The following is a 26,032-nucleotide window of genomic DNA, read 5'->3' as shown; positions in this document are numbered from 1 at the left end:
TACGAAGGTGTATACTATTGCTTGAAAGGGAGCAGTAGATCATGAAAGATTTCTAGGGGGTTTATTTTAATGGCAGCCGATCAAAACGCCGCTCATAACGCAGAAGATAAGCTAGATGTTTTAAAGTCAACTCAAACCGTCATACATAAAGCGCTTGATAAATTGGGCTATCCGCAAGAAGTGTATGAATTGCTGAAGGAGCCAATTCGCCTATTAACGGTCAAAATTCCAGTACGTATGGATGATGGATCGGTGAAAATTTTCACTGGTTATCGTGCGCAGCATAATGATGCTGTCGGTCCAACAAAAGGCGGAATTCGATTCCACCCGAACGTTACTGAAAAAGAAGTAAAAGCGCTTTCAATTTGGATGAGTTTAAAATGTGGTATTGTGGATCTTCCTTATGGCGGAGGAAAAGGCGGTATTATCTGTGATCCAAGAGAAATGTCATTTAGGGAGCTTGAAAAACTAAGCCGCGGCTATGTTCGCGCAATTAGCCAAATCGTTGGACCAACAAAAGATGTTCCAGCACCAGATGTGTTTACAAACTCTCAAATCATGGCATGGATGATGGATGAGTATTCTAGAATTGATGAATTTAACTCGCCAGGATTTATTACAGGAAAACCAATTGTTCTTGGAGGCTCACACGGACGTGATACTGCAACGGCAAAAGGTGTAACGATCTGTATCAAAGAAGCGGCGAAGAAAAAAGGAATTGACATCAATGGGGCTCGTGTTGTCGTTCAGGGATTCGGAAATGCAGGAAGTTACTTGGCTAAATTTATGTATGATGCCGGAGCGAAAATCGTAGGAATTTCAGATGCTTACGGCGGTTTGTATGATGAAGATGGTCTCGATATTGACTACTTGCTTGACCGACGTGACAGCTTTGGAACCGTCACTAAATTATTTAATGATACAATTACAAACCAAGAGCTGCTTGAGCTAGATTGTGATATCTTAGTACCTGCAGCCATTGAAAATCAAATTACAGAAGATAATGCGGCGAACATTAAAGCCAAAATTGTCGTAGAAGCAGCAAATGGACCAACGACATTGGAAGGGACAAAAATTCTTTCAGATCGTGGTGTACTGCTTGTTCCAGACGTACTTGCAAGTGCGGGTGGAGTGACTGTTTCTTACTTTGAATGGGTTCAGAATAACCAAGGGTTCTACTGGACAGAAGAAGAAGTAGAAACTCGTTTAGAAGATATGATGGTGAAATCATTTAATAATATTTATGAAATGGCGCAAAACCGCCGTATTGATATGCGACTAGCAGCATATATGGTCGGTGTACGTAAAATGGCTGAAGCTTCTCGATTCAGAGGCTGGATTTAAGCGACTTATTTGCATCGCGCCTTAAAATCTCCTATCCTTAAATAGGAGATTTTTTTATGGAATCATGCAAAGAATCAAACAGCCCAGCAATTGTTATTGCAGTGAAACGACAGGAGTGGAACAAATGAAACAAGAAAAAGCGATCATAATAGGAGGAGGCCCGTGCGGTCTATCAGCTGCCATTGCATTCAAGCAAATTGGGATTGATGCACTTGTGATTGAAAAGGGCAATGTGGTCAACAGTATTTATCATTACCCTACACACCAAACCTTCTTCAGTACAAGTGAAAAGCTTGAGATCGGTGACGTCGCTTTTATCACTGAAAATCGGAAGCCCGTTCGTATTCAGGCGCTTTCCTATTACCGAGAGGTGGTCAGACGAAAAAGCCTGCGTGTGAATGCTTTTGAAAAGGTAAACGCTGTGACGAAAAAAGATGGCCATTTTACGGTAAATACATCAAAAGACGACTATACATGTGACTATGTTGTGATTGCGACTGGCTACTATGATCATCCTAACTATATGAATGTAAAAGGGGAAGACCTTCCTCACGTGTATCATTATTTTAAAGAAGGACATCCCTACTTTGATAAAGATGTAACGGTGATCGGCGGGAAGAACTCTAGTGTTGATGCTGCCCTGGAACTTGTGAAATGCGGAAGCAGGGTGACGGTTTTATATAGAGGAACTGAATATTCATCCAGCATCAAACCTTGGATTTTACCAGAGTTTGAAGCGCTTGTTCGAAATGGCACCATTCGAATGGAGTTCGGTGCAGAGGTGAAGGAAATCACAGAACAGGATGTTGTCTTTACAAACCAGCAGGGCCAAACGGATCGAGTGAAAAGTGATTATGTGTTTGCGATGACAGGTTATCATCCTGATCATTCATTTTTAGAAAAAATGGGTGTAACAATCGATCCAGAATCAGGCCGCCCAGCATTTAATGAACAAACAATGGAAACAAATGTAGAAGGTATTTTCATTGCAGGGGTTATTGCAGCTGGTAACAACGCCAACGAAATTTTCATTGAAAATGGAAGATTTCATGGCGGGTTGATTGCAGAAGAAATCAACAAAAGAATCAACGGGTAAAAAAAGAACTGGGTCCTTCTAAGGGATTCAGTTCTTTTTTATGTAAATTGGGATTATATAGAAGATTATTTTTGGGAAAATGGGCTCGAGTCATATAAAAAAGGGGTGATTCGTGGTACGATAATAAAGGATAATGTAGGGAAAGAGGTCTGATTATGATCGCAATCATTTCAGCAGGTTTAGCTCCCGGCATCGCACTTTTAAGTTATTTTTATTTGAAAGATCAATACGACAATGAGCCGGTTCATATGGTCATCAGATCTTTTATGCTAGGTGTCATACTTGTGTTTCCAACCATGTTTATTCAGTATGTCCTCCAAGAGGAAAATATCGCCACGAATCCTATCGTGATTTCATTTGTGACATCGGGTTTTTTAGAAGAATCATTAAAGTGGTTTATTTTAATGGTCAGTGTCTATGCGCACGTACAGTTTGATGAACACTATGACGGGATTGTCTATGGAACAAGTGTCTCGCTTGGATTTGCGACACTTGAAAATATTCTGTACTTAGTGGGTCATGGGGTAGAGTACGCGTTTACACGTGCCTTGCTGCCTGTATCAAGCCACGCTTTATTTGGTGTGGTGATGGGGTTTTATATAGGTAAAGCTCGCTTCTCTGATAAAAAAGAGCAGCGAAAATGGCTGATTCTCTCTTTAATACTTCCTATCCTTTTTCATGGCTTATATGATTTCATTCTTCTTGGCATGAAAAATTGGGGATATATTATGTTACCGTTCATGATTTTTTTATGGTGGTTTGGTCTGCGGAAAGCCAAAAAAGCCCGTGCGGTGAAGATGGTACAAATTTAAATTGGAAAACGTCCTATACGTCTTTAGGGCGTTTTTTGTCTTTTCCATCCAATTCCCTCCTGTGATGAATGTATAAAAATAGGGATCGGAAGAAACATATATTCAAACATCAAAAGTACAGGAGGATCAAATATGGACAAAGCTCGTTTCATGAAACAAATCGTCCTTATCTTCTCAATTGTTCTGCTCGCGTCTTCATTGATGACAGCTGAAAAAAGTGAAGCTTTCACAAATCAAGTGATTCAGCGGGGAGCTACAGGAGAAGATGTCGTCGAGCTCCAGGCAAGGCTCCAATACAATGGTTTTTACAATGGAAAAATAGACGGGGTGTATGGCTGGGGAACTTACTGGGCCGTGCGCAATTTTCAAAGCCAGTTTGGTGTAAAGAAAGTCGATGGACTCGTAGGGGAAAAAACAAAAAGCCTATTAGTTCAAAAGACGAAATACTATAAAGAGTTTGTGCAACAGCAGTTGCAAAAAGGGAATCAGTTTACGCACTATGGCGGGAAACCTCTTGATCAGCAAACAAAGGCTCCTGCGCAAAGAAACACGCAAAAAAAGACAGCACAAGGTGCAAAAGAGAATCAAAAAAGTCAAAGCGGAGGAAACAGCTCGTCTGGAAACCAGTCAGGAAATGGTCAAGCAAATCAAACGCCGAAACAAACAGCAGCCAACATGCCAGGTGGTTTTTCAAGCAATGACATTCAGCTCCTTTCACAAGCTGTTTATAGTGAAGCGAGAGGTGAACCTTATGAAGGACAGGTAGCGATCGCAGCCGTCATCTTAAACCGTTTAAACAACCCGACCTTTCCAAACACGATCGCTGGTGTCATTTTTGAACCGCTTGCGTTTACTGCTGTAGCAGATGGACAATTTTATATGGCGCCAAACGAAACCGCTAAAAAGGCAGTATTTGATGCCATTAATGGCTGGGACCCATCTGAAAGCGCCGTTTATTACTTTAATCCTGATACAGCGACAAGCCCATGGATTTGGGGAAGGCCACAAATTAAACGAATCGGGAAACATATTTTCTGTGAATAAAAAGAGGTGTAAATAAATGATCAGAGGAATATTGATTGCTATTTTAGGAATTGCTGTCATCTCAACAGGATACTGGGGCTATAAGGAGCATCAAGAAAAAGATGCAGTGCTGCTTCATGCAGAGAACAACTATCAAAGAGCCTTCCATGATCTAACGTATCAAGTCGATCAGTTGCACGATAAACTTGGCGCAACACTTGCGATGAACAGCCAAACATCTATATCTCCAGCACTTGCAGATGTATGGAGAATGTCATCAGAAGCGCATAACAATGTCAGCCAGCTTCCGCTCACATTGATGCCTTTTAACAAAACAGAAGAGTTTCTAGCGAATGTCGGTGACTTTAGCTATAAATCGTCACTTAAATCTTTATCAGATGAACCATTAAACAAAGATACACACAAAACCATTACCACTTTATATGATCAAGCGGCAGATATTCAAAACGAACTTAGACAAGTGCAGCATCTCGTACTCAACAAAAATTTAAAATGGATGGATGTTGAAATGGCACTGGCTGATGGAGATCGAAAAAACGACAACACCATCATTGACGGATTAAAAACCGTTGAGAGAAATGCTGATGCGTTTGCAGATGTTGATCTTGGTCCTACAAATGTGTCAACTGAATCAGAAACGCAAGGCTACAATCACTTAAAAGGGCAAAAGATTTCAAAAAAAGAAGCGATCCGTATCGCCCAGCAATTTGCGCCTGACCATAACAAAGATTTCAAGGTGAGAAAAAGTGGGAGTAAAACGAACCGTGATGTCTACAGCCTGTCAATGTCAGACCCAGATAGCCGAGCAAACTTTTATTTAGACTTGACTGAAAAAGGAGGCCATCCTGTTTATCTTCTTCAGAACCGTGAAGTGAAAAAACAAAAAATCAGTTTAAATGATGCCTCAGAAAAAGCACTAAGTTTCTTAAAGAAGCATGGATTCGATACTGAATCATTTCATTTAGATGAGAGTGCGCAATTTGATAATATCGGCGTATTTACCTATGTACCTTTACAGAATAACGTATTGCTTTATCCAGATAGCATTCGAATGAAAGTCGCTTTAGATGATGGTGAGGTTGTGGGATTCTCAGCGAAAGACTATTTAATGAATCACAGAAAACGTGACATAAAAGCACCAAAGATTTCTCGAAAAGAAGCTGAAAAGACCTTAAATAAACATGTGAAGATTGAGGATACACATGTAGCTCTTGTTCAAAATGATATGTCAGAGGAAGTTCTCTGCTATGAGTTTTTAGGAACCATTAAAAACGACACATACCGAATGTTTATTAATGCAGATACTGGAAAAGAAGAAAGAGTAGATAAACTAAAAAATGCAGAACCTATATATAAAGACCTATAGAAAAGGAAGCGAGGAAAAGGCGAATAAGCCTTTTCCTTTTGTTTTATACATGGTTTAATATAAGAGAGGATACGATTTCACAGATGAAAAGAGTGATGAGGAATGTTACAAATAGGGGATGCAATCACAATTGAGTATATCAATGAGAACAAAGAAGTGAAAACTGCAAAATCGAAAGTTTTGGAAAATAATAACGATGATATTTGCATTAATTATCCAGCTGATAAAGAAACGGGGCGCACGATCTATTTAAATCAAGAAACAGAAATCACCGTCTTCTTTTTCGATGAAAATCAAATTCCATACAAATGTACAAGCAAAGTCATTGGGAAAAGAAAAGAAGATATTCCAATGATTGTCGTTTCGATTCCGCCAAAAGAAGAAATGATTCGGCTTCAGCGAAGAGAATATCTTCGAGTGGATACGATGGTGAAAGCGTCCATTACGCAAAATGGTGAAGAAACCTTCGACACATTTATTGTCAATATGAGTGCTGGCGGTGTAGCAATTGCTGTTCCAGAAGGTGTCTCACTAAAAGAATATGGCGAGGTCGTCACAGAGTTTGAACTTTCACTGAAAGAACCAGTGAAAATTAAAGCGATTGCAGAAATGAATCGTGTTTATCAAGATGAACAGACGGGAAAAACAAGAGCGATCATGGAATTTACTGAAATCACAAACGACCACCAGCAACACATCATGAAGTACTGCTTCCAGCAGCAGCTTCTAACACGTGTGAAAAAAGTATAAGAATAAAGGTTGTCAAAAGCTTCCATACTAGAGAGAAAGAATCTAGCGTTGGAGGCTTTTTGTATGAAAACAATGGAAAGATGGCTATTCAAAGCAGTGCTCATTCAGCTCATTCTGCTTTTGGTGGTTCAGGTCACCCTTCACTTGACGAAAGGAGAACTATTTTTGTCAAAAGTCGTACAATACGAGGGTGTGAATAACATGAGCATTGAAGATTGGATTGAGACATTTAAGCAAAAGGATTGATAGAAAATTCCCCCGTTTGAGCGGTGATCGTGTTACAATTCATAAGGGAGATTCAATCAAGGAGAGGTATTATGAAAAAGAAATTATCTATCGCAATTGACGGTCCTGCTGCAGCAGGAAAAAGTACTGTGGCAAAAATTGTCGCAGCGAAAAAATCATATATTTATATCGATACAGGTGCGATGTACCGCGCGATTACACTTGCGGCACTCAATCAAGGTGTAGACCTTGAAGACGAACAGGCACTTGATGCGTTATTGAAAAACACAGTCATTGAACTTGTGTCAACTGACGAAGGTCAAAAAGTACATTTAGACACGATTGATGTCACAGAAGACATCAGAACAGACCGTGTGAGCAATCAAGTCTCTGTTGTTGCAAAGCATAGAGCTGTCCGGGAAGAAATGGTCCGCAGGCAGCAAGAGCTGGGGAACCGAGGCGGTGTTGTTATGGATGGAAGAGACATCGGCACGCATGTTCTTCCAGATGCAGAAGTGAAAATTTTCTTACTTGCGTCAGTAGAGGAAAGAGCAAAACGTCGTTTTGAAGAAAATCAGAAAAAAGGCTATGATGTCAATTACGATCAGCTGATCGAAGAGATTGCAAGACGTGACAAGCTTGATTCTGAGCGGGAGGTATCACCGCTGAAGAAAGCAGATGATGCCATTGAAATTGACACGACTTCCCTTTCTATTCAAGAGGTTGCAGGTAAAATTTTAGATGCAGCAGAGCGTGTAGAAAAACAGTAAGAAATTTTAGAAAACTTTTATAAGTTAGAGGTTTATCTCTTGACAAACAAGGTCTTTTATTAGAAGTTTATACTAATACTATTTTTATTGATCATTCAAGCAATTCTGTTGATTTGAATGTTTCTATAATACATATTCGGCTGGCAATCATCATGCTAAGGACACATATTCACCCAGTCGTTTTAACTAAGCTGTGTAGGTTTGGACCAAGGAGGTTATCGAAATGACAGAGGAAATGAATCAAATCGATGTTCAGGTACCAGAGGTTGGAGATGTAGTGAAAGGGATTGTTTCTAAAGTTGAGGACAAGCATGTCAATGTAGATATCGTCAATGTGAAACAACCTGGGATCATCCCAATCAGTGAATTATCAAGTCTTCACGTTGAAAAAGCATCAGATGTCGTGAAAGATGGCGACGAGTTAGAGCTTAAAGTAACAAAGGTCGAAGACGATGCTTTGATTTTATCGAAACGTGCTGTTGATGCAGACCGCGCTTGGGAAGACCTAGAGAAAAAGTTTGAAACAAAAGAAGTATTTGAAGCAGAAGTAAAAGACGTTGTCAAAGGTGGTCTAGTGGTCGACATTGGTGTTCGCGGATTTATTCCTGCGTCTCTTGTTGAGGCACACTATGTAGAAGACTTCACTGACTACAAAGGAAAAACACTCTCGCTTGTTGTGGTAGAGCTTGACCGCGAAAAAAACCGCGTGATTCTATCGCATCGTGCAGTCGTTGAGCAAGAACAATTAGACAAGAAGCAAGACTTCCTGCAAAAGCTTGCAGTAGGCAGTGTGATTGATGGAAAAGTGCAGCGTCTGACTGACTTTGGTGCATTTGTTGACATTGGCGGCATTGATGGATTAGTTCACATTTCTCAACTATCCCATGCGCATGTCGAAAAGCCATCTGACGTTGTTGAAGAAGGACAGGAAGTAAAAGTCAAAGTTCTTGCTGTTGACCGCGATAACGAACGTATCTCACTATCTATTAAAGAAACATTACCAGGACCTTGGAGCCAAATTGGTGAAAAGGTAAAACAAGGTGATGTTCTTGAAGGAACCGTTCAACGTCTTGTGAGCTTTGGAGCATTTGTTGAAATTCTGCCAGGTGTAGAAGGACTTGTGCATATTTCCCAAATTTCACACAAACATATCGGTACTCCTCAAGAAGTCCTTGAAGAAGGGCAGACTGTGAAAGTGAAAGTGCTTGATGTCAATGAAGATGAAGAGCGCATTTCACTTAGCATTCGTGAATTAGAAGAGAATCCTGAAAAACAAATCGAAGAGGATTACCGTCAATATCAGGCGAAAGAAGAAAATACAAGTGGATTCCAGCTTGGTGACCTGATTGGTGATAAACTCAATAAACTAAAATAATTTGGTGATCAAAATTGACGCGAGCAGAAAGAAAGAAACAGCATATTGAGCATGCTTTGTCGACTGGCCAGCATGCTGCAACAGGTTTACAAGATGTTTCCTTCGTTCACGCCAGTTTACCAGATCTTGCGACATCACAAATTGATACACATACGACAATTGGCGGACTGACTTTCGGTTCGCCAATTTTTATCAATGCAATGACTGGTGGAGGCGGAGAATCGACCTATGAGATTAATCGCTCTTTATCTATCGCAGCGAAGGAAACCAATATTCCAGTAGCAGTCGGATCACAGATGGCTGCACTGAAAGATGCAGACGAACGTCGTACGTATGAAGTGGTTCGAAAGGTGAATCCAGATGGACTCGTTTTTGCCAATTTGGGTAGTGAGGCGACAATTCAGCAAGCACGGGATGCCGTTGACATGCTGGAAGCAAACATGCTTCAAATTCACTTAAACGTGATTCAAGAGATCGTCATGCCTGAAGGAGATCGTGATTTCAGAGGTGCTGTTGAGCGGATCGCAGCCATCACTGAATCAATTGAGGTACCTGTTGTCGTCAAAGAAGTTGGATTTGGGATGAGTAAGGAAACAGCAAAGAAATTATTTGATGCTGGAGTTGCTGCTGTTGATGTAGGTGGATTTGGGGGAACGAATTTTTCTAAAATCGAGAACCTGCGCCGTCAAAAAGCACTTCGCTATTTTGACCAGTGGGGAATTCCAACTGCAGCGAGTCTGGCTGAAGTACATACAGCCTTTCCAGATCAAACCGTCCTAGCTTCTGGAGGCATTCAAGATGCACTTGATGTAACAAAATCAATTGCTCTTGGTGCGTCTGCCGCTGGATTAGCCGGCTTTTTCTTAAAATCCCTGACGAGTGGAGGAGAAAAGGGCCTCATCTCTGATATCATTGATCTACAAGATGATGTGAAGATGTTGATGACAGTACTTGGCATGAAGACAATTGAGGAGCTACGGCAAGCTCCAATTGTGCTTACAGGGGAAACAAGTCATTGGCTGAAAGAAAGAGACGTGGATACTACGTACTATAGTTTAAGAAATAAGAAGACAAAGGACTAAATGAAATTTAGCCCTTTGTCTTCTTTTCAGCGTGAAAGAAAACTTTTTTGTCTATGAAAGACAGCTACTTTTTGCGGAGCGAATTTGACATTCGTGAACACCAATGCGCAGGACTGACACTGAATGCGAGGGTTTGTTTGCACGCTGAGACATGTGGTAATCACATGTCTTTTTTATTGATTTCTTTTGCGAGCGTCTTCCGGGCCTTCTAAAGTTGTTGCCCCTTTGTGATGAATGGATTGATCGCGGTCAGATTCAACTCTTCTTGACGCCTTTAGGCGTTTTTCCTGTCTATCCTTACCCATTATACATCCCTCCTCAACTATTAGGGTGTCACCTCTTGTTTATTTCATGCAAATCCCGCACCTTCTCATACGTTTAAAAACTGGAGATTTTCCCATAATGTAATTGAGGTGATGAGGGTTGGAGGCATTGTACTATTATTGGTCAATATGGTTCGTTTGGATTATGGTGACATTTATCATGGAGAAAAGCACATGGCGCAATGTGCTGGGCGTATGTGTTCTCATTCATATTATATGCAGTCATGTCATGGTTTCTATTTTAGACATTAGGATCAATGCAGGATTTTTGATGACCTTTTTATATGCTTGCATGTCATTCGTGATCTTTCGGCCTGCTCATCGAATCATGCGAATCATGCAATTAGGTTCCATGGTCAGTGCGTATGCCTTTTTTATGATTTTTGCATTATATGATCCAGTTTGGTTCACGATAATAAAGGTGGACTGGGTTGTATTTGCCTTGCTGATCTTGATGTGTTTAACATATGGGCATCAGTTAACGGAACGGATCACTTTATGGATGATGGCTATATGTCTGGGGGAAGCCCTTTATGTGCTTACGATTCATCGCCTCACATCTTCCATTGTCATAGGAGATCTCTCGTTTCTTTCCATGGCTGTTCAAGGAGCTGTTTTTCTATTAGGTGTAGGTCAGCTTGAAAAACTCTTGAACACCCGTTCATCTAGAAAACCAGTAAAAGGGGCTGCAAAATCAACATGACGGATTACACGTTTCCTGTGATTATTGGTGTCATCTTTGGGATGGCGGCTAGGCTTTATATGCTAAGAACTGATTATCGGCAATATCCCACATATATTCATGGACAAGTGATTCACATTGCGCTTGGTTTTATCGCATCAGGGCTTGGTGCTATTATTATGCCTGCACTGATCCAGGAAGAATTCACTGCTATTACCTTTCTGACGCTTGCAGCCACGCAATTTCGTGATGTGCGTAATATGGAAAGAAATACATTGACCCAAATGGATTCGTATGAGCTTGTCTCACGAGGCAGTACATATATCGAAGGCATTGCGATTGCCTTTGAAAGTCGAAATTATATTGCCATTCTTACTGCCCTTATTACAACGACCGCCTGTATTTTCTTCTCGCTCGTCGTTGGGACAGTGGTCGGTATTCTTTGTTTTTTCATGGCAAAACTATTAATGTCAGGGAGCCAATTAAAGGATATCGTGAATATTCAAAAAGGGGAACTTCGCTTTGACGGCGCAGGACTTTACGTAAATGATATTTACATTATGAATATCGGGCTGCCTGAAAAGCAAAAATTGATTTTAGAGCACGGAATGGGGTTCATCTTGACTCCAAAGAATTTTAACTCGGCCACAACCATCGCAAACCTTGGGCAGCGGCAAGCCATCTTATTTGATTTATCCAACGTGCTTGGTGTATACCGAGATTCTGGTGAACCATCGCTTTGTCCGCTCGCAAAACGTGATCTGAATAATGGCACACTTGGCGTATTCATTTTACCGCAATGGCAGCGTGAAGATTTGGCTGTCCGTGTATTAGAAGAGGTGCCTATTTTAGAAAATGCCATTAGAATGCCGACAGATTTCATTAAAAAGAAAGTGAGGTAATAGGGCATGGCGAACACCATTGAACAATTTATATTGGCTGTGGCGACAACAAATAAAGAGCGGGTCATTGGCGGAACAGCCGTTTTTTTCTGTGAAAATAAAGAAGAGCTCGACATGTATGCCATGAATTTAGAGGCCATTTTAGATGGAATTGCACACGGCATTGGAGAAGATCTTTATTTGATTGTCAAACATTTTTAAGTTATTCATTGTGGTCTGATTAAAAATTGATATAATATATAAGTTGAACCCTTCATGTTTGAAGGGTTTATTTCATAAAACTGAATGAAAATTATAAATCCCGGTTGAAACATGATGATGAACATATTGAATCGCGGCTGGATTGAAAGGAAGGGTACTATGGGTAAACCTGTCGTAGCCATTGTTGGAAGGCCCAACGTTGGAAAATCTACAATTTTTAATCGAATCGCAGGCGAAAGAATATCGATTGTAGAAGACACACCTGGTGTAACAAGAGATCGAATCTATAGCTCTGCTGAATGGTTAAATTATGACTTTAATTTAATAGATACTGGTGGAATTGATATTGGAGATGAGCCGTTTTTGGCGCAAATTCGCCATCAGGCTGAAATCGCAATGGATGAAGCGGATGTTATTATCTTTATGGTCAATGGAAGAGATGGCGTCACATCTGCGGATGAAGAAGTCGCAAAAATTTTATATCGCACGAAAAAACCTGTCGTACTTGCTGTCAATAAATTGGACAACCCTGAAATGAGAAGCGACGTGTATGACTTTTATGCACTTGGATTTGGCGAACCGTATCCGATTTCTGGAACGCACGGACTCGGTCTAGGTGATCTGCTTGATGCTGTCGCAGAGCATTTCAAAAACTTACCAGATACACAGTATGATGAAGAAGTGGTACAGTTCTGCTTAATCGGCCGCCCAAATGTAGGGAAATCCTCTTTGGTGAATGCGATGCTCGGTGAAGAACGTGTCATTGTCAGCAACATCGCTGGTACGACAAGAGATGCTGTAGATACAATGTTTACGTACAACCAACGTGACTTTGTCATTGTTGACACAGCCGGTATGAGGAAAAAAGGGAAAGTATATGAAACAACAGAGAAATACAGTGTACTCCGTGCGTTGAAAGCCATTGATCGATCGGATGTTGTCGCTGTTGTTCTTGATGGTGAAGAAGGCATTATTGAACAGGATAAACGTATTGCCGGCTACGCACACGAAGCGGGTAAAGCCGTTGTGATCATTGTGAACAAGTGGGATGCTGTTGAAAAAGACGAGCGTACAATGAAGGAATTTGAGCAAAACATTCGTGAGCATTTTCAATTCCTTGATTATGCACCTGTCTTATTCATGTCTGCTCTTACGAAAAAGAGAATTCACACGTTAATGCCAACAATCATTACCGCTAGTGAAAATCATGCGATGCGCGTTCAAACGAACATTCTAAACGATATTATCATGGATGCCGTAGCAATGAACCCAACGCCGACCCATAACGGACAGCGTCTGAAAATTTACTATGCAACACAAGTGGCGATCAAACCGCCGTCCTTTGTTGTGTTTGTAAATGATCCAGAACTTATGCACTTTTCTTATGAGCGTTTCCTAGAAAACCGAATTCGAGATGCATTTGGTTTTGAAGGAACACCAATTAAAATATTTGCGAGAGCGAGAAAATAAAAAGGGTGAGCAGGATGAAGAAAATTTCAGTACTTGGAGCAGGGAGCTGGGGAACAGCTCTTGCGCTTGTATTAGCTGATAATCATCATGATGTACACATGTGGGGACATAGACAAGAATTAATTGATCAAATCAATGAGAAACATGAAAATCATGATTACTTGCCTAATGTTGCATTGCCAGCGTCTATTCAAGCGACAACAGATATGAAACAGGCACTAGAAGGGACAGATGCGATTATTGTCGCTGTGCCAACAAAGGCCATTCGAGAAGTATTGAAGCAGGCAAATGAGTTTGTTTCGTCAAAGGTGCCATTTGTTCATGTCAGTAAAGGGATTGAACCAGACACACTTCTTAGAATTTCTCAAATGATTGAACAAGAAGTCCCAGAAGCAAAAAGAGAAGCAGTTGTTGTCCTGTCAGGACCAAGTCATGCTGAAGAAGTTGGCTTGCGTCATCCGACAACTGTTACAGTTTCATCAGAACATATTGAAGCGGCTCAATTTGTTCAAGATTTGTTTATGAACAACAACTTCAGAGTGTACACAAACCCTGATGTGATTGGGGTGGAAATTGGCGGGGCGCTGAAAAACATCATCGCTCTTGCGGCAGGGATCACAGACGGACTCGGATATGGCGATAATGCGAAAGCAGCGCTCATCACAAGGGGTCTTGCTGAAATCGCCCGCCTCGGCACAAAAATGGGAGGAAACCCTCTTACGTTTGCCGGATTAACAGGTGTTGGAGATTTGATTGTCACATGTACAAGTGTTCATTCACGTAACTGGCGCTGCGGGAATTTACTCGGTAAAGGATATAAGCTCGAAGAAGTGCTTGAAAAAATGGGGATGGTTGTCGAAGGCGTCCGCACAACAAAAGGCGCTTATCAGCTCTCCAAAGAATACAAGGTCAGCATGCCGATTACAGAGGCTCTTTACGGCGTCCTATTTGAAGGGAAAAAGGTAGACGATGCTGTAGAATCCTTAATGGCACGTGTGAAAACACATGAGATGGAAGACCTTGTGAACATGTTCGAAAACCAAACAAAGTAATTGGAAGACTGAACTTAGGCGTGTAGAGGATGCAAGAAGGGGCAGACTTGCATAACATAACAATGAAGTTTGAATAGAGCTTTGCCTCTACAGAATGAGGAAAAATAGTCGACCTAATGGCTGAAGCAGAGTCCCCCTCTTTGCTTCAGTTTTTTTATGCACTTTTTTCTGAATGATTGGAAAAATGATTGATATTTGACTTAATTTTGGTTTAGAATGAAATATAAACGCTTACAATTCGTTTGTATTAAAGGGGGACAGGCACGATGAGTTTTGCTTTAATCAAGATGTGGTTTGCGCTTGGTTCAATGGGGCTCATGTTTTTAGCCGTTGTAACCATTTATCTGAGTAGATTTAAGCTGAAGAGTCGATTTCTGAAAATAACAGCTTCGACTGTTGCGTACAGCTTGATGCTCATATCAGGTATCATTGTGTTTTTAGTTGTATTTAGTGGGCCGGTCAATGAATAAAGAAAAAGGAAGAATATGATGATCAAAGCAAAAATCAGTGTCATGCTGTTAACACTTATTTTACTTACGGGGTGCCTCTATCCAGAGAATCGCAAAGCTGAAAACCGCGTGCCATATAAAGAGCAGCTGCAAAGTGTGCAGACAGCGATTGAAGATTTTCAAAAAGCGACAAATGGCCTTTTGCCCATTGAAACAAAAGAAGGCGACACACCGATTTATCAGAAGTATGTCATTGACTTTAAGCGTCTGTCACCAAGATATTTACACGATGTACCGTCGACATCTTTTGAAGGCGGGGGCGAATATATCTATGTCCTCACAGACGTCGAACAAAATCCAACGGTGAAACTGCTTGATGTCAAAATGACACAAACGATCAGTGAATTGCGTCTGAGAATCAAAATATATCAAGATGAACATACATATCCGCCATATGGCAAAGTAGTATCCAAAGATTTATATACGTTAAATGAAAAAAAACTAGGGTTAAAAGCACCGCCTACAGTGACGAGCCCTGTTACGGGTGAATCACTTCCATTACTGATTTCCTCAAATGGCGAAATCTATGTTGACTATCGCAGTGATTTTGCCCAGATTTTGAAAAATACGAAACAAAAGCTGAAACCAGGTGAAAATATTCAAGATGTCTATTGGCAGGAAACCCCGTTTGTACCAGCGTTTTCTGTTCCATATACGATCAACAAAAAAGGTGAGCCGGCTTTTTTAGAAAAAAAGACGTCATAAACAAGAATGAACCTTTCTCCTCTGCATATAAATGAGGAGAAAGGTTTTTTTATGGCTAAACATACTCTCAAAACAAAAAAGGTGTCATATTCAAATAGGACAACGTCATACACATATATTGTCCTGACACCTTTCAAGCACCGTTTGATTGAAGTATAGAGTATTTTATTTGAAAACGAGGATAGCAAGTCCGGGAGGGGATCACTTGGAAAAAGTTGATATTTTCAAGGATATCGCTGAACGAACAGGAGGCGATATATATTTAGGAGTCGTTGGAGCTGTTCGTACAGGGAAATCTACGTTTATTAAAAAGTTTATGGAGCTCGTGGTGCTCCCGAATATCAATAATGAGGCAGACCGTGCAAGAGCACAGGATGAATTGCCGCAAAGCGCAGCAGGAAAAACCATTATGACCACAGAGCCAAAATTTGTGCCAAATCAAGCGGCATCCATTCACGTGAGCGACGGTCTGGATGTCAACATTAGGCTTGTCGATTGTGTAGGCTACACCGTGCCTGGTGCACGCGGCTATGAAGATGAAAATGGTCCGAGAATGATTAATACGCCGTGGTATGAAGAACCAATCCCGTTTCATGAAGCAGCGGAAATTGGTACACGCAAGGTCATTCAAGAGCATTCAACCATTGGTGTTGTGATTACAACAGATGGATCAATTGGAGAAATCCCAAGACATGACTATATTGAATCAGAAGAACGTGTCATTGACGAACTCAAAGAAGTTGGAAAGCCGTTTATTATGGTGATCAACTCTGTGAGACCTTATCACCCTGAAACAGAAGCACTGCGGCAGGAGCTTAGTCAAAAATATGATATTCCTGTACTCGCGATGAGTGTCGAAAGTATGAGAGAACAAGACGTCCTCAGTGTACTTCGTGAAGCATTATATGAATTCCCAGTGCTTGAGGTGAATGTGAACCTGCCAAGCTGGGTCATGGTACTAAAAGAAGATCATTGGCTAAGAGAGAGTTATCAGGATTCAGTGAAAGAAACCGTCAAGGATATTAAGAGATTAAGAGATGTTGACCGAGTGGTAGGTCAGTTCAGTGAATTCGATTTTATCGAAAGAGCGGGCTTAGCAGGCATTGAAATGGGTCAGGGGATCGCAGAAATTGATCTGTATGCGCCGGATGATCTATATGATCATATCCTAAAAGAAGTGGTTGGTGTGGAAATTAGGGGCAAAGATCACCTTCTTGAGCTCATGCAAGATTTTGCACATGCGAAAACGGAGTATGATCAAGTGTCTGACGCTTTAAAAATGGTGAAGCAGACTGGTTATGGAATTGCGGCACCAGCTTTGTCAGATATGAGTTTAGATGAGCCGGAAATCATTAGGCAAGGATCAAGATTCGGCGTCAGATTAAAAGCAGTCGCGCCATCTATTCATATGATTAAGGTAGATGTAGAAAGTGAGTTTGCGCCGATTATCGGAACAGAAAAACAAAGTGAAGAGCTCGTCCGATACTTAATGCAAGACTTTGAAGATGATCCGCTTTCGATCTGGAATTCCGATATATTTGGACGCTCACTCAGCTCGCTTGTCAGAGAAGGCATTCAAGCAAAACTCTCGCTGATGCCGGAAAATGCAAGGTATAAACTAAAGGAAACGCTTGAACGAATTATTAACGAAGGATCAGGCGGTCTGATCGCGATTATTCTATAGGATGTGAGACCTCTCATTGATGGGGGTCTTTTTTTGCGTGCGGGTTAAGTCATAAAAAGACAATTGTATAAAGATTAGTCAGATTCAGGCTGAAATTAGGAATATTCGTTCGCAAAAGTGCCCTTAATCCTTGACGAATAAGGATTCTTCCCTTTAAAATGCTTGATATGGTATTTCATATGTGTTAATCTACTTACAGAAAATCTTCACTTTGTTGGACAAACATTCCTTCAAAGAGAAGTTTTCTAATGAAAAGCCATGTATGACGCTTTCTAGACGCTCTTTTTTTCAAAAAAAGTGTATAGAAAGAAGATGAATTGTGAAGAAATGATAACAATCTATTGAATGCATATTTTTGGGAGGAGGTGAAAGGCATGAACAAGACAGAACTTATTAACGCGGTTGCTGAAGCAAGCGAGTTATCTAAAAAAGACGCGACAAAAGCAGTTGATTCTGTTTTTGATACAATTTTAGATGCACTTAAAAATGGTGACAAAATCCAACTTATTGGTTTTGGTAACTTTGAAGTACGTGAGCGTTCAGCTCGTAAAGGACGTAACCCACAAACTGGTGCAGAGATCGAAATCCCTGCAAGCAAAGTACCTGCTTTCAAACCAGGTAAAGCACTTAAAGACGCGGTGGCAGGTAAATAATCGTTATGTGTAATGATCCTATTGAAGGAGTTATACATATACAGTTTCACACTGGTCTAGAAAAGCCCCTTTGATAAGGGGCTTTTCCTTTTGAATCAAATGGTTTGTTTAGAACGCTCTCCTTTGCTTTTAGGATCTGAAGTGTGCTAGAATCTGAATGAAATGTAATCGCCTTTGGAGGATATAATACATGAGTGAAATAAATAAAGAATTAATCGAACACGCAGTACGCGATATATTAAAAGCAATCGGAGAAGATCCAGATCGTGAAGGACTTCTTGATACCCCAAAACGAGTAGCAAAAATGTATGAAGAAGTGTTCTCGGGATTAAATGAAGATCCAAAAGAACATTTTAAAACCATTTTTGGTGAAGATCATGAAGAACTCGTTCTTGTCAAAGATATTGCTTTTCATTCAATGTGTGAACACCATCTTGTGCCATTCTATGGCAAAGCCCATGTCGCTTATATTCCGCGCGGCGGAAAAGTAACGGGACTCAGCAAGCTGGCAAGAGCAGTAGAAGCCGTGGCAAAGCGCCCGCAGCTTCAGGAGCGCATTACATCAACGATTGCAGATAGCATGGTGGAAACTTTAAATCCACATGGTGTGATGATTGTCGTTGAAGCAGAGCATATGTGTATGACGATGCGCGGAGTGAAGAAGCCCGGCGCTAAAACAGTCACTTCAGCCGTACGCGGTACATTTGCAAATGATGCGGCAGCAAGAGCAGAAGTGCTTTCATTTATTAAAAACGACTAATCCATAGATGGAAGGTGAACAGATTGAGTGAAAATAAAGCATCTGATTTTGTGGTGATTAAAGCCATTGATAATGGTGTCAATGTGATCGGCTTAACTAGAGGTTCCGATACAAGATTTCACCATTCCGAAAAGCTCGATAAAGGTGAAGTCATTATCGCGCAATTTACTGAGCACACATCAGCCATCAAAGTGCGGGGCGATGCTGTCATTCAAACAAGCTTCGGTGAAATTCAAAGCGAAGCAAAGAAATAACGCTCGACTATGCACTTGATAGCATGAAAGTCAGGCCTGATATGGTATAATAAATCTCTATACAATGTAGAGAGCTACATATGAAACTGTAATTTTTGGGACAAGGGTGATATCTTTGCAAGACATCTACGGAATTTTATCTAATCTGAATATAAAATTAAACAAAAAGCTTTCTCATCCTTATTTGGCGAAGCATTTGCGTGCACCGCTCATCGATGAAGATAAGCTCCTTCTTTTTCATGCAATGTTTGATGAAGCTCAAATCGATGCTGAGAAAAAAGAAAATTATATTTTAACGGCGATGCTTGTGCAAATTGCCCTTGATACCCATGACGAAGTCACAACTGCTGCAGCCATCAAACAAGACGAGTTCAAAAATCGTCAGTTGACCATCCTAGCAGGAGACTATTTCAGCGGTCTCTATTACTCTCTTCTCTCTGACATGAAAGATATTTACATGATCCGTACTCTCGCCACGGCGATCAAAGAGATTAATGAACATAAAATTAGACTATATGATCGATCCATTCAAGATGCAGCCCACTTTTATAAAAGTGTTGCTACAGTAGAATCTGCGCTATTCCAAAGAATTTCTGAGCACTTTCAATTGACGCATTGGAATGAAATTGCAAGTCGCTTCCTTGTTTATAAACGTTTTATGAAACAAGCAGAAGACGACAAACATTTAAAACTTTTTTTGAACGATAGCTATACGGACGCCTATACATGTTTTGACAACTTTGAAAGTGAAGGCTATGAAAAGGCCAAACGATCAATCAAGGAGCATCTAGTTTCATCTCCGATCGTTCAAAAAGAGCTATTAAATCGCTTGGATCATATGAAAAATGAACCTGCGTACCATCAGAAAGTGGAAGAAGGGTAAGTCATGCAGCAATCAAAAGAACAGCGAGTACACGGTGTATTTGAAAAAATTTATAAAAACTATGACCAAATGAACTCTGTCATTAGCTTTAAACAGCATAAAAAATGGCGCGATAAAACAATGAAGCTCATGAATGTTCAAAAAGGAGCCAAAGCACTAGATGTATGCTGTGGAACTGCCGATTGGACGATTGCGCTTGCAGACGCTGTTGGAGAAACTGGCGAGGTCAAAGGTCTTGACTTCAGTAAAAATATGCTGAGTGTTGGCGAAACGAAGGTGAAAACAGGCGGCTACAATCAAATTGAGCTGCTCCACGGCAACGCAATGGAGCTTCCTTTTGAGGACAACTCATTTGATTATGTCACAATCGGTTTTGGACTTCGAAATGTCCCTGATTACTTAACAGTGCTAAAGGAAATGACGCGAGTGGTAAAACCCGGTGGAATGGTTGTCTGCCTTGAAACATCACAGCCTGAGATGATTGGGTTTAAACAAGGGTATTATGTCTATTTCAAATACATCATGCCGCTCTTTGGCAAGCTGTTTGCCAAAAGCTATCAGGAGTATTCATGGCTTCAAGAATCAGCCAAAACGTTCCCTGGCATGAAAGAACTGGCGTCTCTTTTTGAAGAGGCTGGTCTGTCTGATGTCTCGTATCATCCATTTACAGGCGGTGTAGCAGCAACACATATCGGAAAGAAGCTTTGAATAAACGATATTTGGGTGAAAATAATGAAACTAAAAGCAATGATTTCTTTTCTAAATCATGATATCGATATAATTGAAAAAGAGCTTGAACAAACCGTTCGCTCTGATTATGCATTATTAAGTGAAGCCGGTCTTCATTTGCTGCAAGCGGGCGGAAAACGAATCCGCCCCGTTTTTGTTCTCCTTTCAGGCATGTTTGGTGACTATGATATTAATAAAATTAAATATGTAGCCGTAGCGCTTGAATTAATTCATATGGCATCACTTGTCCATGACGATGTCATTGATGATGCAGAACTGAGAAGAGGAAAACCGACGATTAAAGCAAAATGGGACAACAGAATTGCGATGTACACGGGGGATTACTTATTTGCAAGGTCACTCGAGTACATGACGAAAATCAATCACCCAATGGCACATGAAATTTTGTCAAAAATGGTCGTCGAGCTCTGTCTTGGGGAAATAGAACAAGTCAAAGATAAATACAACATGGACCAAAACCTTCGTACATATTTAAGAAGAATTAAACGAAAAACAGCCTTGCTTATTGCAGGTAGCTGCCAATTAGGTGCGATTGCAGCTGGAACAGATGAAAAAACACATAAAGCCCTTTACTGGTTTGGGTACTATGTTGGTATGTCGTACCAGATCATTGATGATGTCCTTGATTTTACATCAACTGAAGAAGAATTAGGTAAACCTGTTGGCGGGGACCTTTTACAAGGAAATGTCACTCTTCCCGTTTTATATGCGCTTCAGAACCCGACGTTAGAAGGTCAGTTGAAGCTGATCAATAGTGAAACGACGGAAAAGCAGCTGAAACCTGTGATTGAACATCTCAAACAAACAGATGCGATCGACCGTTCCATTCGAGTGAGTGAAATGTATTTGAAAAAAGCATTTGAACAGCTCGATCAACTTCCGCGCGGGCGGGCTAAATCTTCATTAGCGTCGATTGCAAAATATATTGGTAAACGAAAATTCTGATCAACGTTTCGTTGGTTGGTTTTTTTGTGAAATTTTTTTGTCAAAAATTGATTATTATAAAAAAAAATGATACGATCACTTTGTAACAATGTAAGCCTATACATACATAACGACGGGGTGGAGAACGTATATGGACAAAACATTTCTTATGGTCAAGCCTGATGGTGTGGAAAGACAATTAATCGGTGAAATTGTGTCAAGATTCGAAAAAAAGGGGCTTCAGCTTGTTGGAGCAAAGCTCATGAGCATTCCAAAAGAAGTAGCAGAAACACATTACGGAGAGCATAAAGAAAAACCATTTTTCGGTGAATTGGTTGACTTTATTACGTCAGGACCTGTATTTGCGATGGTATGGCAAGGTGAACAAGTCGTAGACGTAACAAGGCAGATAATTGGAAAGACAAATCCGAAGGAAGCGCTTCCGGGAACAATAAGAGGCGACTATGGATTAACTGTTGGCAAAAACATTATCCATGGCTCAGACTCACCAGAAAGTGCCGAAAGAGAAATCAACCTGTTCTTCAAACAAGAAGAACTGACAAACTGGGATCAAACGATCTCAAGCTGGATTTATTAATGTTCAAGCCAAAGTGTTCATCAAATGATCACTTTGGCTTTTTTATATTGAGATTTCTATACGAATTTTCGCATGAGATGATACAAATTTATGATAAAAACAGCTATACTAGGACAAAGATAGATGAGACAGGAGAGGACATTGATGGATCAGTATCAAGTATTTGTTGGAAAATGGAAAAAACTAACTGGGGTAGATCTGAACTTATATAAAGAAGCACAAATGAAACGAAGATTAACATCCCTTTATGATAAAAAAGGATATAAAGATTTTGAGGCATTTGCGTCTGCTCTTGAAAAGGACAAAGCGCTATTAGATGAAACGATGGATCGAATGACGATCAATGTGTCAGAATTTTACCGAAACTATCAGCGCTGGGAAGTACTTGATCAAAAAATCCTGCCGCTGCTTTCAAAAAACAGTGGCACTCTAAAAATATGGAGTGCAGCTTGCTCTACTGGAGAAGAGCCGTATACACTCTCAATGCTGCTATCAAGCCATCCGCTTGTGAAGGACTTCCAAATTATCGCAACGGATATAGATGATAAAGTCCTGCAATCTGCGCAAAAAGGAAGATATCATGAACGATCTTTGCAAGAGGTGCCAGATCAAATCAAGCAAAAATATTTCACCAAAGAAGATTCTTCATTTTACACGGTGAAGGATGAGATTCGAAAGCACATTCAATTTAAGAAACACAACCTTTTAGCAGATCCATATGAAAAACAGCTGGATCTCATCGTGTGCCGAAATGTTCTCATCTACTTTACAGAAGAGGCGAAAGAAGAAATTTACTTAAAAATGAGCAGCAGTTTAAAGCAAAACGGCGTATTATTTGTTGGTTCAACAGAACAAATTTTTCACCCAGAAAAGTTTGGATTAACCTCTGCTGATACTTTCTTTTATCAAAAGAAGGGGTAGTAGCTGACTTTTTAGTAGGAAGTGTGTTATTATAGTTTTACTTAAAAGCGTTAATGCGATGAAGGGAGAATAAGTCATGAGGTACTTAACAGCAGGTGAATCACATGGTCCACAACTGACCACAATTATTGAAGGAGTTCCAGCGGGACTTTACATAGAGCAGGATGACATCAATTATGAACTGGCTAGAAGACAAAAAGGTCATGGCCGCGGAAGAAGAATGCAGATTGAAAAAGACCAAGCGAAAGTGTTAAGTGGAGTCCGCCACGGGAAAACATTAGGTTCTCCTATTGCACTTGTTGTTGAAAATAATGATTGGAAGCACTGGACAAAGGTCATGGGTGCAGAGCCAATTACTGAAGAAGAAGAGAGTGAAATGAAGCGTCAAATCTCTCGTCCAAGACCAGGGCATGCGGATTTAAATGGTGCGATTAAATATGGTCACCGTGATATGAGAAACGTATTAGAGCGCTCATCAGCACGCGAGACAACGGTTCGTGTAGCAGCAGGTGCAGTAGCGAAACAAATTTTGGCTCACCTTGGAATCAAAGTGGCTGGTCACGTCCTTGAAATTGGTGGAGTAAAAGCTTCCCATACCGCTTATGAATCTATTGAAGATTTGCAAAAAGTAACAGAAGAATCACCTGTTCGCTGCTATGACAGTGAAGCTGGTCAAAAAATGATGGATGCCATTGACGAAGCGAAGAAAAACGGCGATTCAATTGGTGGTATTGTCGAAGTCATCGTTGAAGGGATGCCAGTTGGAGTCGGCAGCTATGTGCACTATGACCGTAAACTGGATAGCAAGCTTGCAGGCGCAGTACTGAGTATCAACGCTTTTAAAGGTGTTGAATTCGGTATTGGCTTTGAGGCAGCTTCTAAAAATGGCAGTGAAGTTCATGATGAAATCATCTGGGATGAAGAAAAAGGCTATACGAGAAAAACAAACCGCTTAGGTGGTCTTGAAGGCGGAATGTCAACTGGCATGCCAATCGTCGTAAGAGGGGTTATGAAACCAATCCCAACTCTATACAAACCATTGCAAAGCGTGGATATTGAAACAAAAGAACCTTTCTCTGCAAGTATTGAGCGTTCTGACAGCTGTGCTGTTCCAGCCGCAAGTGTTGTGGCAGAAGCAGTCGTTGCATGGGAAATCGCCAATGCAGTGGTTGAGCAGTTTGGTCTTGATCAAATTGACCGCATTAAAGAAAATGTCGACAAAATGCGCCAGCTTCAGAGGGAGTTTTAATGAAAACACTGGAAGTGAAGACGTCTTCAGCCACTTATCCTGTATATATCGGTGATGGGATTAGACAAAATATCGTAGACTTGATTACTTCCACTGGGCGATCTTACACGAAGCTCTTCATCGTGACAGATTCAGCCGTCGATGCCCTTTATGGAGATGAAATGGTTCAATTACTGAAACAGAAATGGTCTGTACAAAAAGTAGTGGTGCCAAACGGAGAACAATCAAAATCTTTTGCACAGTTTGAGCAGATTCATACGAAAGCCATCCAATTTCAACTCGACCGCTCCTCATGCATCATTGCATTAGGAGGTGGGGTGATTGGAGACTTGGCTGGCTTTGCTGCTGCCACTTATATGAGAGGCATTGATTTTATTCAAGTACCGACCACGCTGCTTGCACATGATAGTGCAGTCGGCGGAAAAACCGGAATCAATCATCCGCTCGGCAAAAATTTAATTGGTGCGTTTCATCAACCGGCAGCTGTCATCTATGATACAAGTATGCTAGAGACACTCTCACCAATAGAGCTAAGATCAGGCTTTGCTGAGGTGATAAAACATGCACTGATTTCAAGTGAAGTCTTTTTATCAGAACTGATGTCCATTCGTTCGTTGACAGAATTATCAAAGGGTGAACTGGCACATATGCTTTATCAAGGGATTCAAGTGAAAGCATCCATTGTTCAAGAAGATGAAAAAGAACATGGTGTGCGGGCATACTTGAATTTAGGTCATACACTAGGGCATGCCATTGAAGCGGAGTATGGATACGGTGCGATTACGCATGGAGATGCCATTGCAATTGGCATGCAGTTTGCTTTATATGTCAGTGAAAAAGAGCAAGGACTCAGCCTAGATCGTGAGAAACTTAAAGTGTGGATGAAAGAACTAGGGTTCCCAGTACAAGTCACACAAACGATTTCAACCAAAACATTTGTCGATCGCATGATTGGTGATAAGAAGGCAAGAGGCGGGAGTGTTCAATTTGTTTTGCTAAAACAAGTTGGAGACGTCACCCTGCAATCTTTCACAAAAGATGAGCTGTATCACTGGCTCGAAGAATGGAAACGGGAGGAGGGCTGTCTATGATGTTTCGCGGGATACGCGGGGCTACAACTGTGACAGAAGATACTGAAACAGAAGTGTTAACCAAAACGAAGCAGCTGCTAGAAGCGATCATTTCAAAAAACCAAGTAGATCCAGAGCGTGTCGTGCAGATCTTGATTTCAGCTACACAAGATATTCACTCCGTTTTTCCAGCAAAAGTACTCAGGCAGTTTGAAGGATGGACCTATGTGCCTGTCACTTGTATGCAAGAGCTTGACATTGATGGAGGTCTAAAGAAGTGCATTCGCGTTTTAATGACCGTTCAGACAGATGTCAAGCAGGAAGACATACAGCACGTATACTTGGAAGAGGCTGTCACGCTTCGGCCTGATTTACAGTTGACAAAAAACAAGGAATTATAATACGATATGAACAGCCGAAGTTTACACACAGGTGTGAACGGCATTGCAAGCTTAGAGAAGATGAGAATGAGACTAGGGTAGTTGAGATGAGTAGAGTTGAGCAGAGATACGATACTTCTATTTAATCATACTGCCTAAAAGAGCGAAGCCTCTTTTAGGCTTATTTCGTATACTCAA

General features: G+C 40.8%; 30 protein-coding genes. 29 read left to right on the top strand and 1 reads right to left on the bottom strand.

Translation table 11 applies throughout. From position 1 onward, the window contains the following. The first annotated feature begins 69 nt into the window (after window positions 1–69). From NST15_RS10550 to fni, 10 genes are all read left to right on the top strand, one after another. The gene (locus tag NST15_RS10550) at window positions 70–1,344 is read left to right on the top strand and encodes a Glu/Leu/Phe/Val dehydrogenase (protein WP_007500982.1); all 1,275 of its coding nucleotides are present in this window, start codon (window positions 70–72) and stop codon (window positions 1,342–1,344) included. A 124-nt stretch (window positions 1,345–1,468) separates the two neighbouring features. Beyond that, window positions 1,469–2,440, top strand: a complete 972-nt coding sequence (locus NST15_RS10545) for a YpdA family putative bacillithiol disulfide reductase (protein ID WP_046343866.1) — start codon at window positions 1,469–1,471, stop codon at window positions 2,438–2,440. 155 nt (window positions 2,441–2,595) lie between these two features. Then, window positions 2,596–3,252 (top strand): glutamic-type intramembrane protease PrsW, encoded by a 657-nt coding sequence (prsW, locus tag NST15_RS10540; RefSeq protein WP_008344507.1) that lies wholly within the window; start codon window positions 2,596–2,598, stop codon window positions 3,250–3,252. Between the two features lie 132 nt (window positions 3,253–3,384). Beyond that, the gene (sleB, locus tag NST15_RS10535) at window positions 3,385–4,296 is read left to right on the top strand and encodes a spore cortex-lytic enzyme (protein ID WP_035391637.1); all 912 of its coding nucleotides are present in this window, start codon (window positions 3,385–3,387) and stop codon (window positions 4,294–4,296) included. Window positions 4,297–4,312: 16 nt separating this feature from the next. Beyond that, window positions 4,313–5,662, top strand: coding sequence for a germination protein YpeB (ypeB, locus tag NST15_RS10530; protein WP_116307088.1), 1,350 nt, complete (start codon window positions 4,313–4,315; stop codon window positions 5,660–5,662). 102 nt (window positions 5,663–5,764) lie between these two features. Continuing rightward, a complete protein-coding gene (locus tag NST15_RS10525) occupies window positions 5,765–6,412 on the top strand; it encodes a flagellar brake domain-containing protein (protein WP_342498528.1) in 648 nt (215 codons plus the stop codon). A gap of 63 nt (window positions 6,413–6,475) precedes the next feature. After that, window positions 6,476–6,658, top strand: coding sequence for a DUF5359 family protein (locus NST15_RS10520; RefSeq protein ID WP_035391644.1), 183 nt, complete (start codon window positions 6,476–6,478; stop codon window positions 6,656–6,658). A 71-nt stretch (window positions 6,659–6,729) separates the two neighbouring features. Then, complete coding sequence (gene cmk, locus NST15_RS10515; protein WP_017359766.1) at window positions 6,730–7,407, top strand: (d)CMP kinase; 678 nt, start codon at window positions 6,730–6,732, stop codon at window positions 7,405–7,407. A 223-nt stretch (window positions 7,408–7,630) separates the two neighbouring features. Continuing rightward, entirely contained in the window at window positions 7,631–8,782 is a 1,152-nt protein-coding gene (rpsA, locus tag NST15_RS10510; protein ID WP_008344519.1) for a 30S ribosomal protein S1, read from the top strand. A 14-nt stretch (window positions 8,783–8,796) separates the two neighbouring features. Continuing rightward, window positions 8,797–9,864: a type 2 isopentenyl-diphosphate Delta-isomerase gene (gene fni, locus NST15_RS10505; protein ID WP_268359013.1), complete on the top strand. Its 1,068-nt coding sequence runs from the start codon at window positions 8,797–8,799 to the stop codon at window positions 9,862–9,864. A gap of 173 nt (window positions 9,865–10,037) precedes the next feature. On the opposite strand, the gene NST15_RS10500 is transcribed toward fni, so the two are convergent. Next, window positions 10,038–10,169 (bottom strand): YpzI family protein, encoded by a 132-nt coding sequence (locus tag NST15_RS10500; RefSeq protein WP_008344525.1) that lies wholly within the window; start codon window positions 10,167–10,169, stop codon window positions 10,038–10,040. Window positions 10,170–10,287: 118 nt separating this feature from the next. On the opposite strand from NST15_RS10500, the gene NST15_RS10495 reads away from it, so the two are divergent. The 19 genes from NST15_RS10495 to aroH all read left to right on the top strand — a co-directional run bounded on the left by NST15_RS10495 (window position 10,288) and on the right by aroH (window position 25,855). Then, window positions 10,288–10,890: a hypothetical protein gene (locus tag NST15_RS10495; protein ID WP_342498527.1), complete on the top strand. Its 603-nt coding sequence runs from the start codon at window positions 10,288–10,290 to the stop codon at window positions 10,888–10,890. Next, window positions 10,887–11,771: a YIEGIA family protein gene (locus NST15_RS10490; RefSeq protein WP_007500964.1), complete on the top strand. Its 885-nt coding sequence runs from the start codon at window positions 10,887–10,889 to the stop codon at window positions 11,769–11,771. The genes NST15_RS10495 and NST15_RS10490 overlap by 4 nt, the downstream gene beginning before the upstream one ends. Window positions 11,772–11,777: 6 nt before the next feature. Continuing rightward, window positions 11,778–11,972, top strand: coding sequence for a hypothetical protein (locus NST15_RS10485; protein ID WP_008344527.1), 195 nt, complete (start codon window positions 11,778–11,780; stop codon window positions 11,970–11,972). A gap of 159 nt (window positions 11,973–12,131) precedes the next feature. After that, window positions 12,132–13,442, top strand: a complete 1,311-nt coding sequence (gene der / locus NST15_RS10480) for a ribosome biogenesis GTPase Der (RefSeq protein ID WP_008344528.1) — start codon at window positions 12,132–12,134, stop codon at window positions 13,440–13,442. Between the two features lie 14 nt (window positions 13,443–13,456). Beyond that, window positions 13,457–14,494, top strand: coding sequence for an NAD(P)H-dependent glycerol-3-phosphate dehydrogenase (locus tag NST15_RS10475; RefSeq protein WP_025207551.1), 1,038 nt, complete (start codon window positions 13,457–13,459; stop codon window positions 14,492–14,494). A gap of 266 nt (window positions 14,495–14,760) precedes the next feature. After that, a complete protein-coding gene (locus NST15_RS10470) occupies window positions 14,761–14,964 on the top strand; it encodes a DUF2768 domain-containing protein (RefSeq protein WP_008344530.1) in 204 nt (67 codons plus the stop codon). An 18-nt stretch (window positions 14,965–14,982) separates the two neighbouring features. Continuing rightward, a complete protein-coding gene (locus NST15_RS10465; protein WP_007500961.1) occupies window positions 14,983–15,708 on the top strand; it encodes a hypothetical protein in 726 nt (241 codons plus the stop codon). Window positions 15,709–15,913: 205 nt separating this feature from the next. Beyond that, window positions 15,914–17,392 (top strand): stage IV sporulation protein A, encoded by a 1,479-nt coding sequence (gene spoIVA, locus NST15_RS10460; RefSeq protein WP_008344534.1) that lies wholly within the window; start codon window positions 15,914–15,916, stop codon window positions 17,390–17,392. Between the two features lie 374 nt (window positions 17,393–17,766). Next, window positions 17,767–18,045: a non-specific DNA-binding protein Hbs gene (gene hbs, locus NST15_RS10455; protein ID WP_003215863.1), complete on the top strand. Its 279-nt coding sequence runs from the start codon at window positions 17,767–17,769 to the stop codon at window positions 18,043–18,045. A 190-nt stretch (window positions 18,046–18,235) separates the two neighbouring features. Then, on the top strand, window positions 18,236–18,805 hold the full coding sequence (folE, locus tag NST15_RS10450) for a GTP cyclohydrolase I FolE (RefSeq protein WP_003215789.1): 570 nt from the start codon (window positions 18,236–18,238) through the stop codon (window positions 18,803–18,805). A 23-nt stretch (window positions 18,806–18,828) separates the two neighbouring features. Next, window positions 18,829–19,059: a trp RNA-binding attenuation protein MtrB gene (gene mtrB / locus NST15_RS10445; RefSeq protein WP_008344541.1), complete on the top strand. Its 231-nt coding sequence runs from the start codon at window positions 18,829–18,831 to the stop codon at window positions 19,057–19,059. Window positions 19,060–19,174: 115 nt separating this feature from the next. After that, window positions 19,175–19,942 (top strand): heptaprenyl diphosphate synthase component 1, encoded by a 768-nt coding sequence (locus NST15_RS10440; RefSeq protein ID WP_024718505.1) that lies wholly within the window; start codon window positions 19,175–19,177, stop codon window positions 19,940–19,942. A 3-nt stretch (window positions 19,943–19,945) separates the two neighbouring features. After that, window positions 19,946–20,650 carry a demethylmenaquinone methyltransferase gene (locus NST15_RS10435; RefSeq protein WP_007500957.1) on the top strand — a complete coding sequence of 235 codons (705 nt, stop codon included), beginning with the start codon at window positions 19,946–19,948 and terminating at the stop codon, window positions 20,648–20,650. Between the two features lie 24 nt (window positions 20,651–20,674). Then, window positions 20,675–21,637 carry a heptaprenyl diphosphate synthase component II gene (hepT, locus tag NST15_RS10430; protein WP_007500951.1) on the top strand — a complete coding sequence of 321 codons (963 nt, stop codon included), beginning with the start codon at window positions 20,675–20,677 and terminating at the stop codon, window positions 21,635–21,637. Between the two features lie 130 nt (window positions 21,638–21,767). Next, on the top strand, window positions 21,768–22,214 hold the full coding sequence (gene ndk, locus NST15_RS10425; protein ID WP_003216015.1) for a nucleoside-diphosphate kinase: 447 nt from the start codon (window positions 21,768–21,770) through the stop codon (window positions 22,212–22,214). A gap of 144 nt (window positions 22,215–22,358) precedes the next feature. Further along, complete coding sequence (locus NST15_RS10420; protein WP_008344547.1) at window positions 22,359–23,135, top strand: protein-glutamate O-methyltransferase CheR; 777 nt, start codon at window positions 22,359–22,361, stop codon at window positions 23,133–23,135. A 76-nt stretch (window positions 23,136–23,211) separates the two neighbouring features. Continuing rightward, entirely contained in the window at window positions 23,212–24,384 is a 1,173-nt protein-coding gene (gene aroC, locus NST15_RS10415) for a chorismate synthase (RefSeq protein WP_007500947.1), read from the top strand. Beyond that, window positions 24,384–25,475 (top strand): 3-dehydroquinate synthase, encoded by a 1,092-nt coding sequence (gene aroB, locus NST15_RS10410; RefSeq protein ID WP_035702911.1) that lies wholly within the window; start codon window positions 24,384–24,386, stop codon window positions 25,473–25,475. The genes aroC and aroB overlap by 1 nt, the downstream gene beginning before the upstream one ends. Further along, the gene (aroH, locus tag NST15_RS10405) at window positions 25,472–25,855 is read left to right on the top strand and encodes a chorismate mutase (RefSeq protein WP_035702913.1); all 384 of its coding nucleotides are present in this window, start codon (window positions 25,472–25,474) and stop codon (window positions 25,853–25,855) included. The genes aroB and aroH overlap by 4 nt, the downstream gene beginning before the upstream one ends. Window positions 25,856–26,032 lie beyond the last annotated feature (177 nt).

It is taken from the genome of Bacillus sp. FSL R5-0820, from assembly GCF_038593385.1.
In the GTDB taxonomy this organism is placed as follows: Bacteria; Bacillota; Bacilli; order Bacillales; family Bacillaceae; genus Bacillus; species Bacillus altitudinis.
Note: the sequence above shows the minus strand (reverse complement) of the source record. Positions and strands in the feature narration are given on the sequence as shown.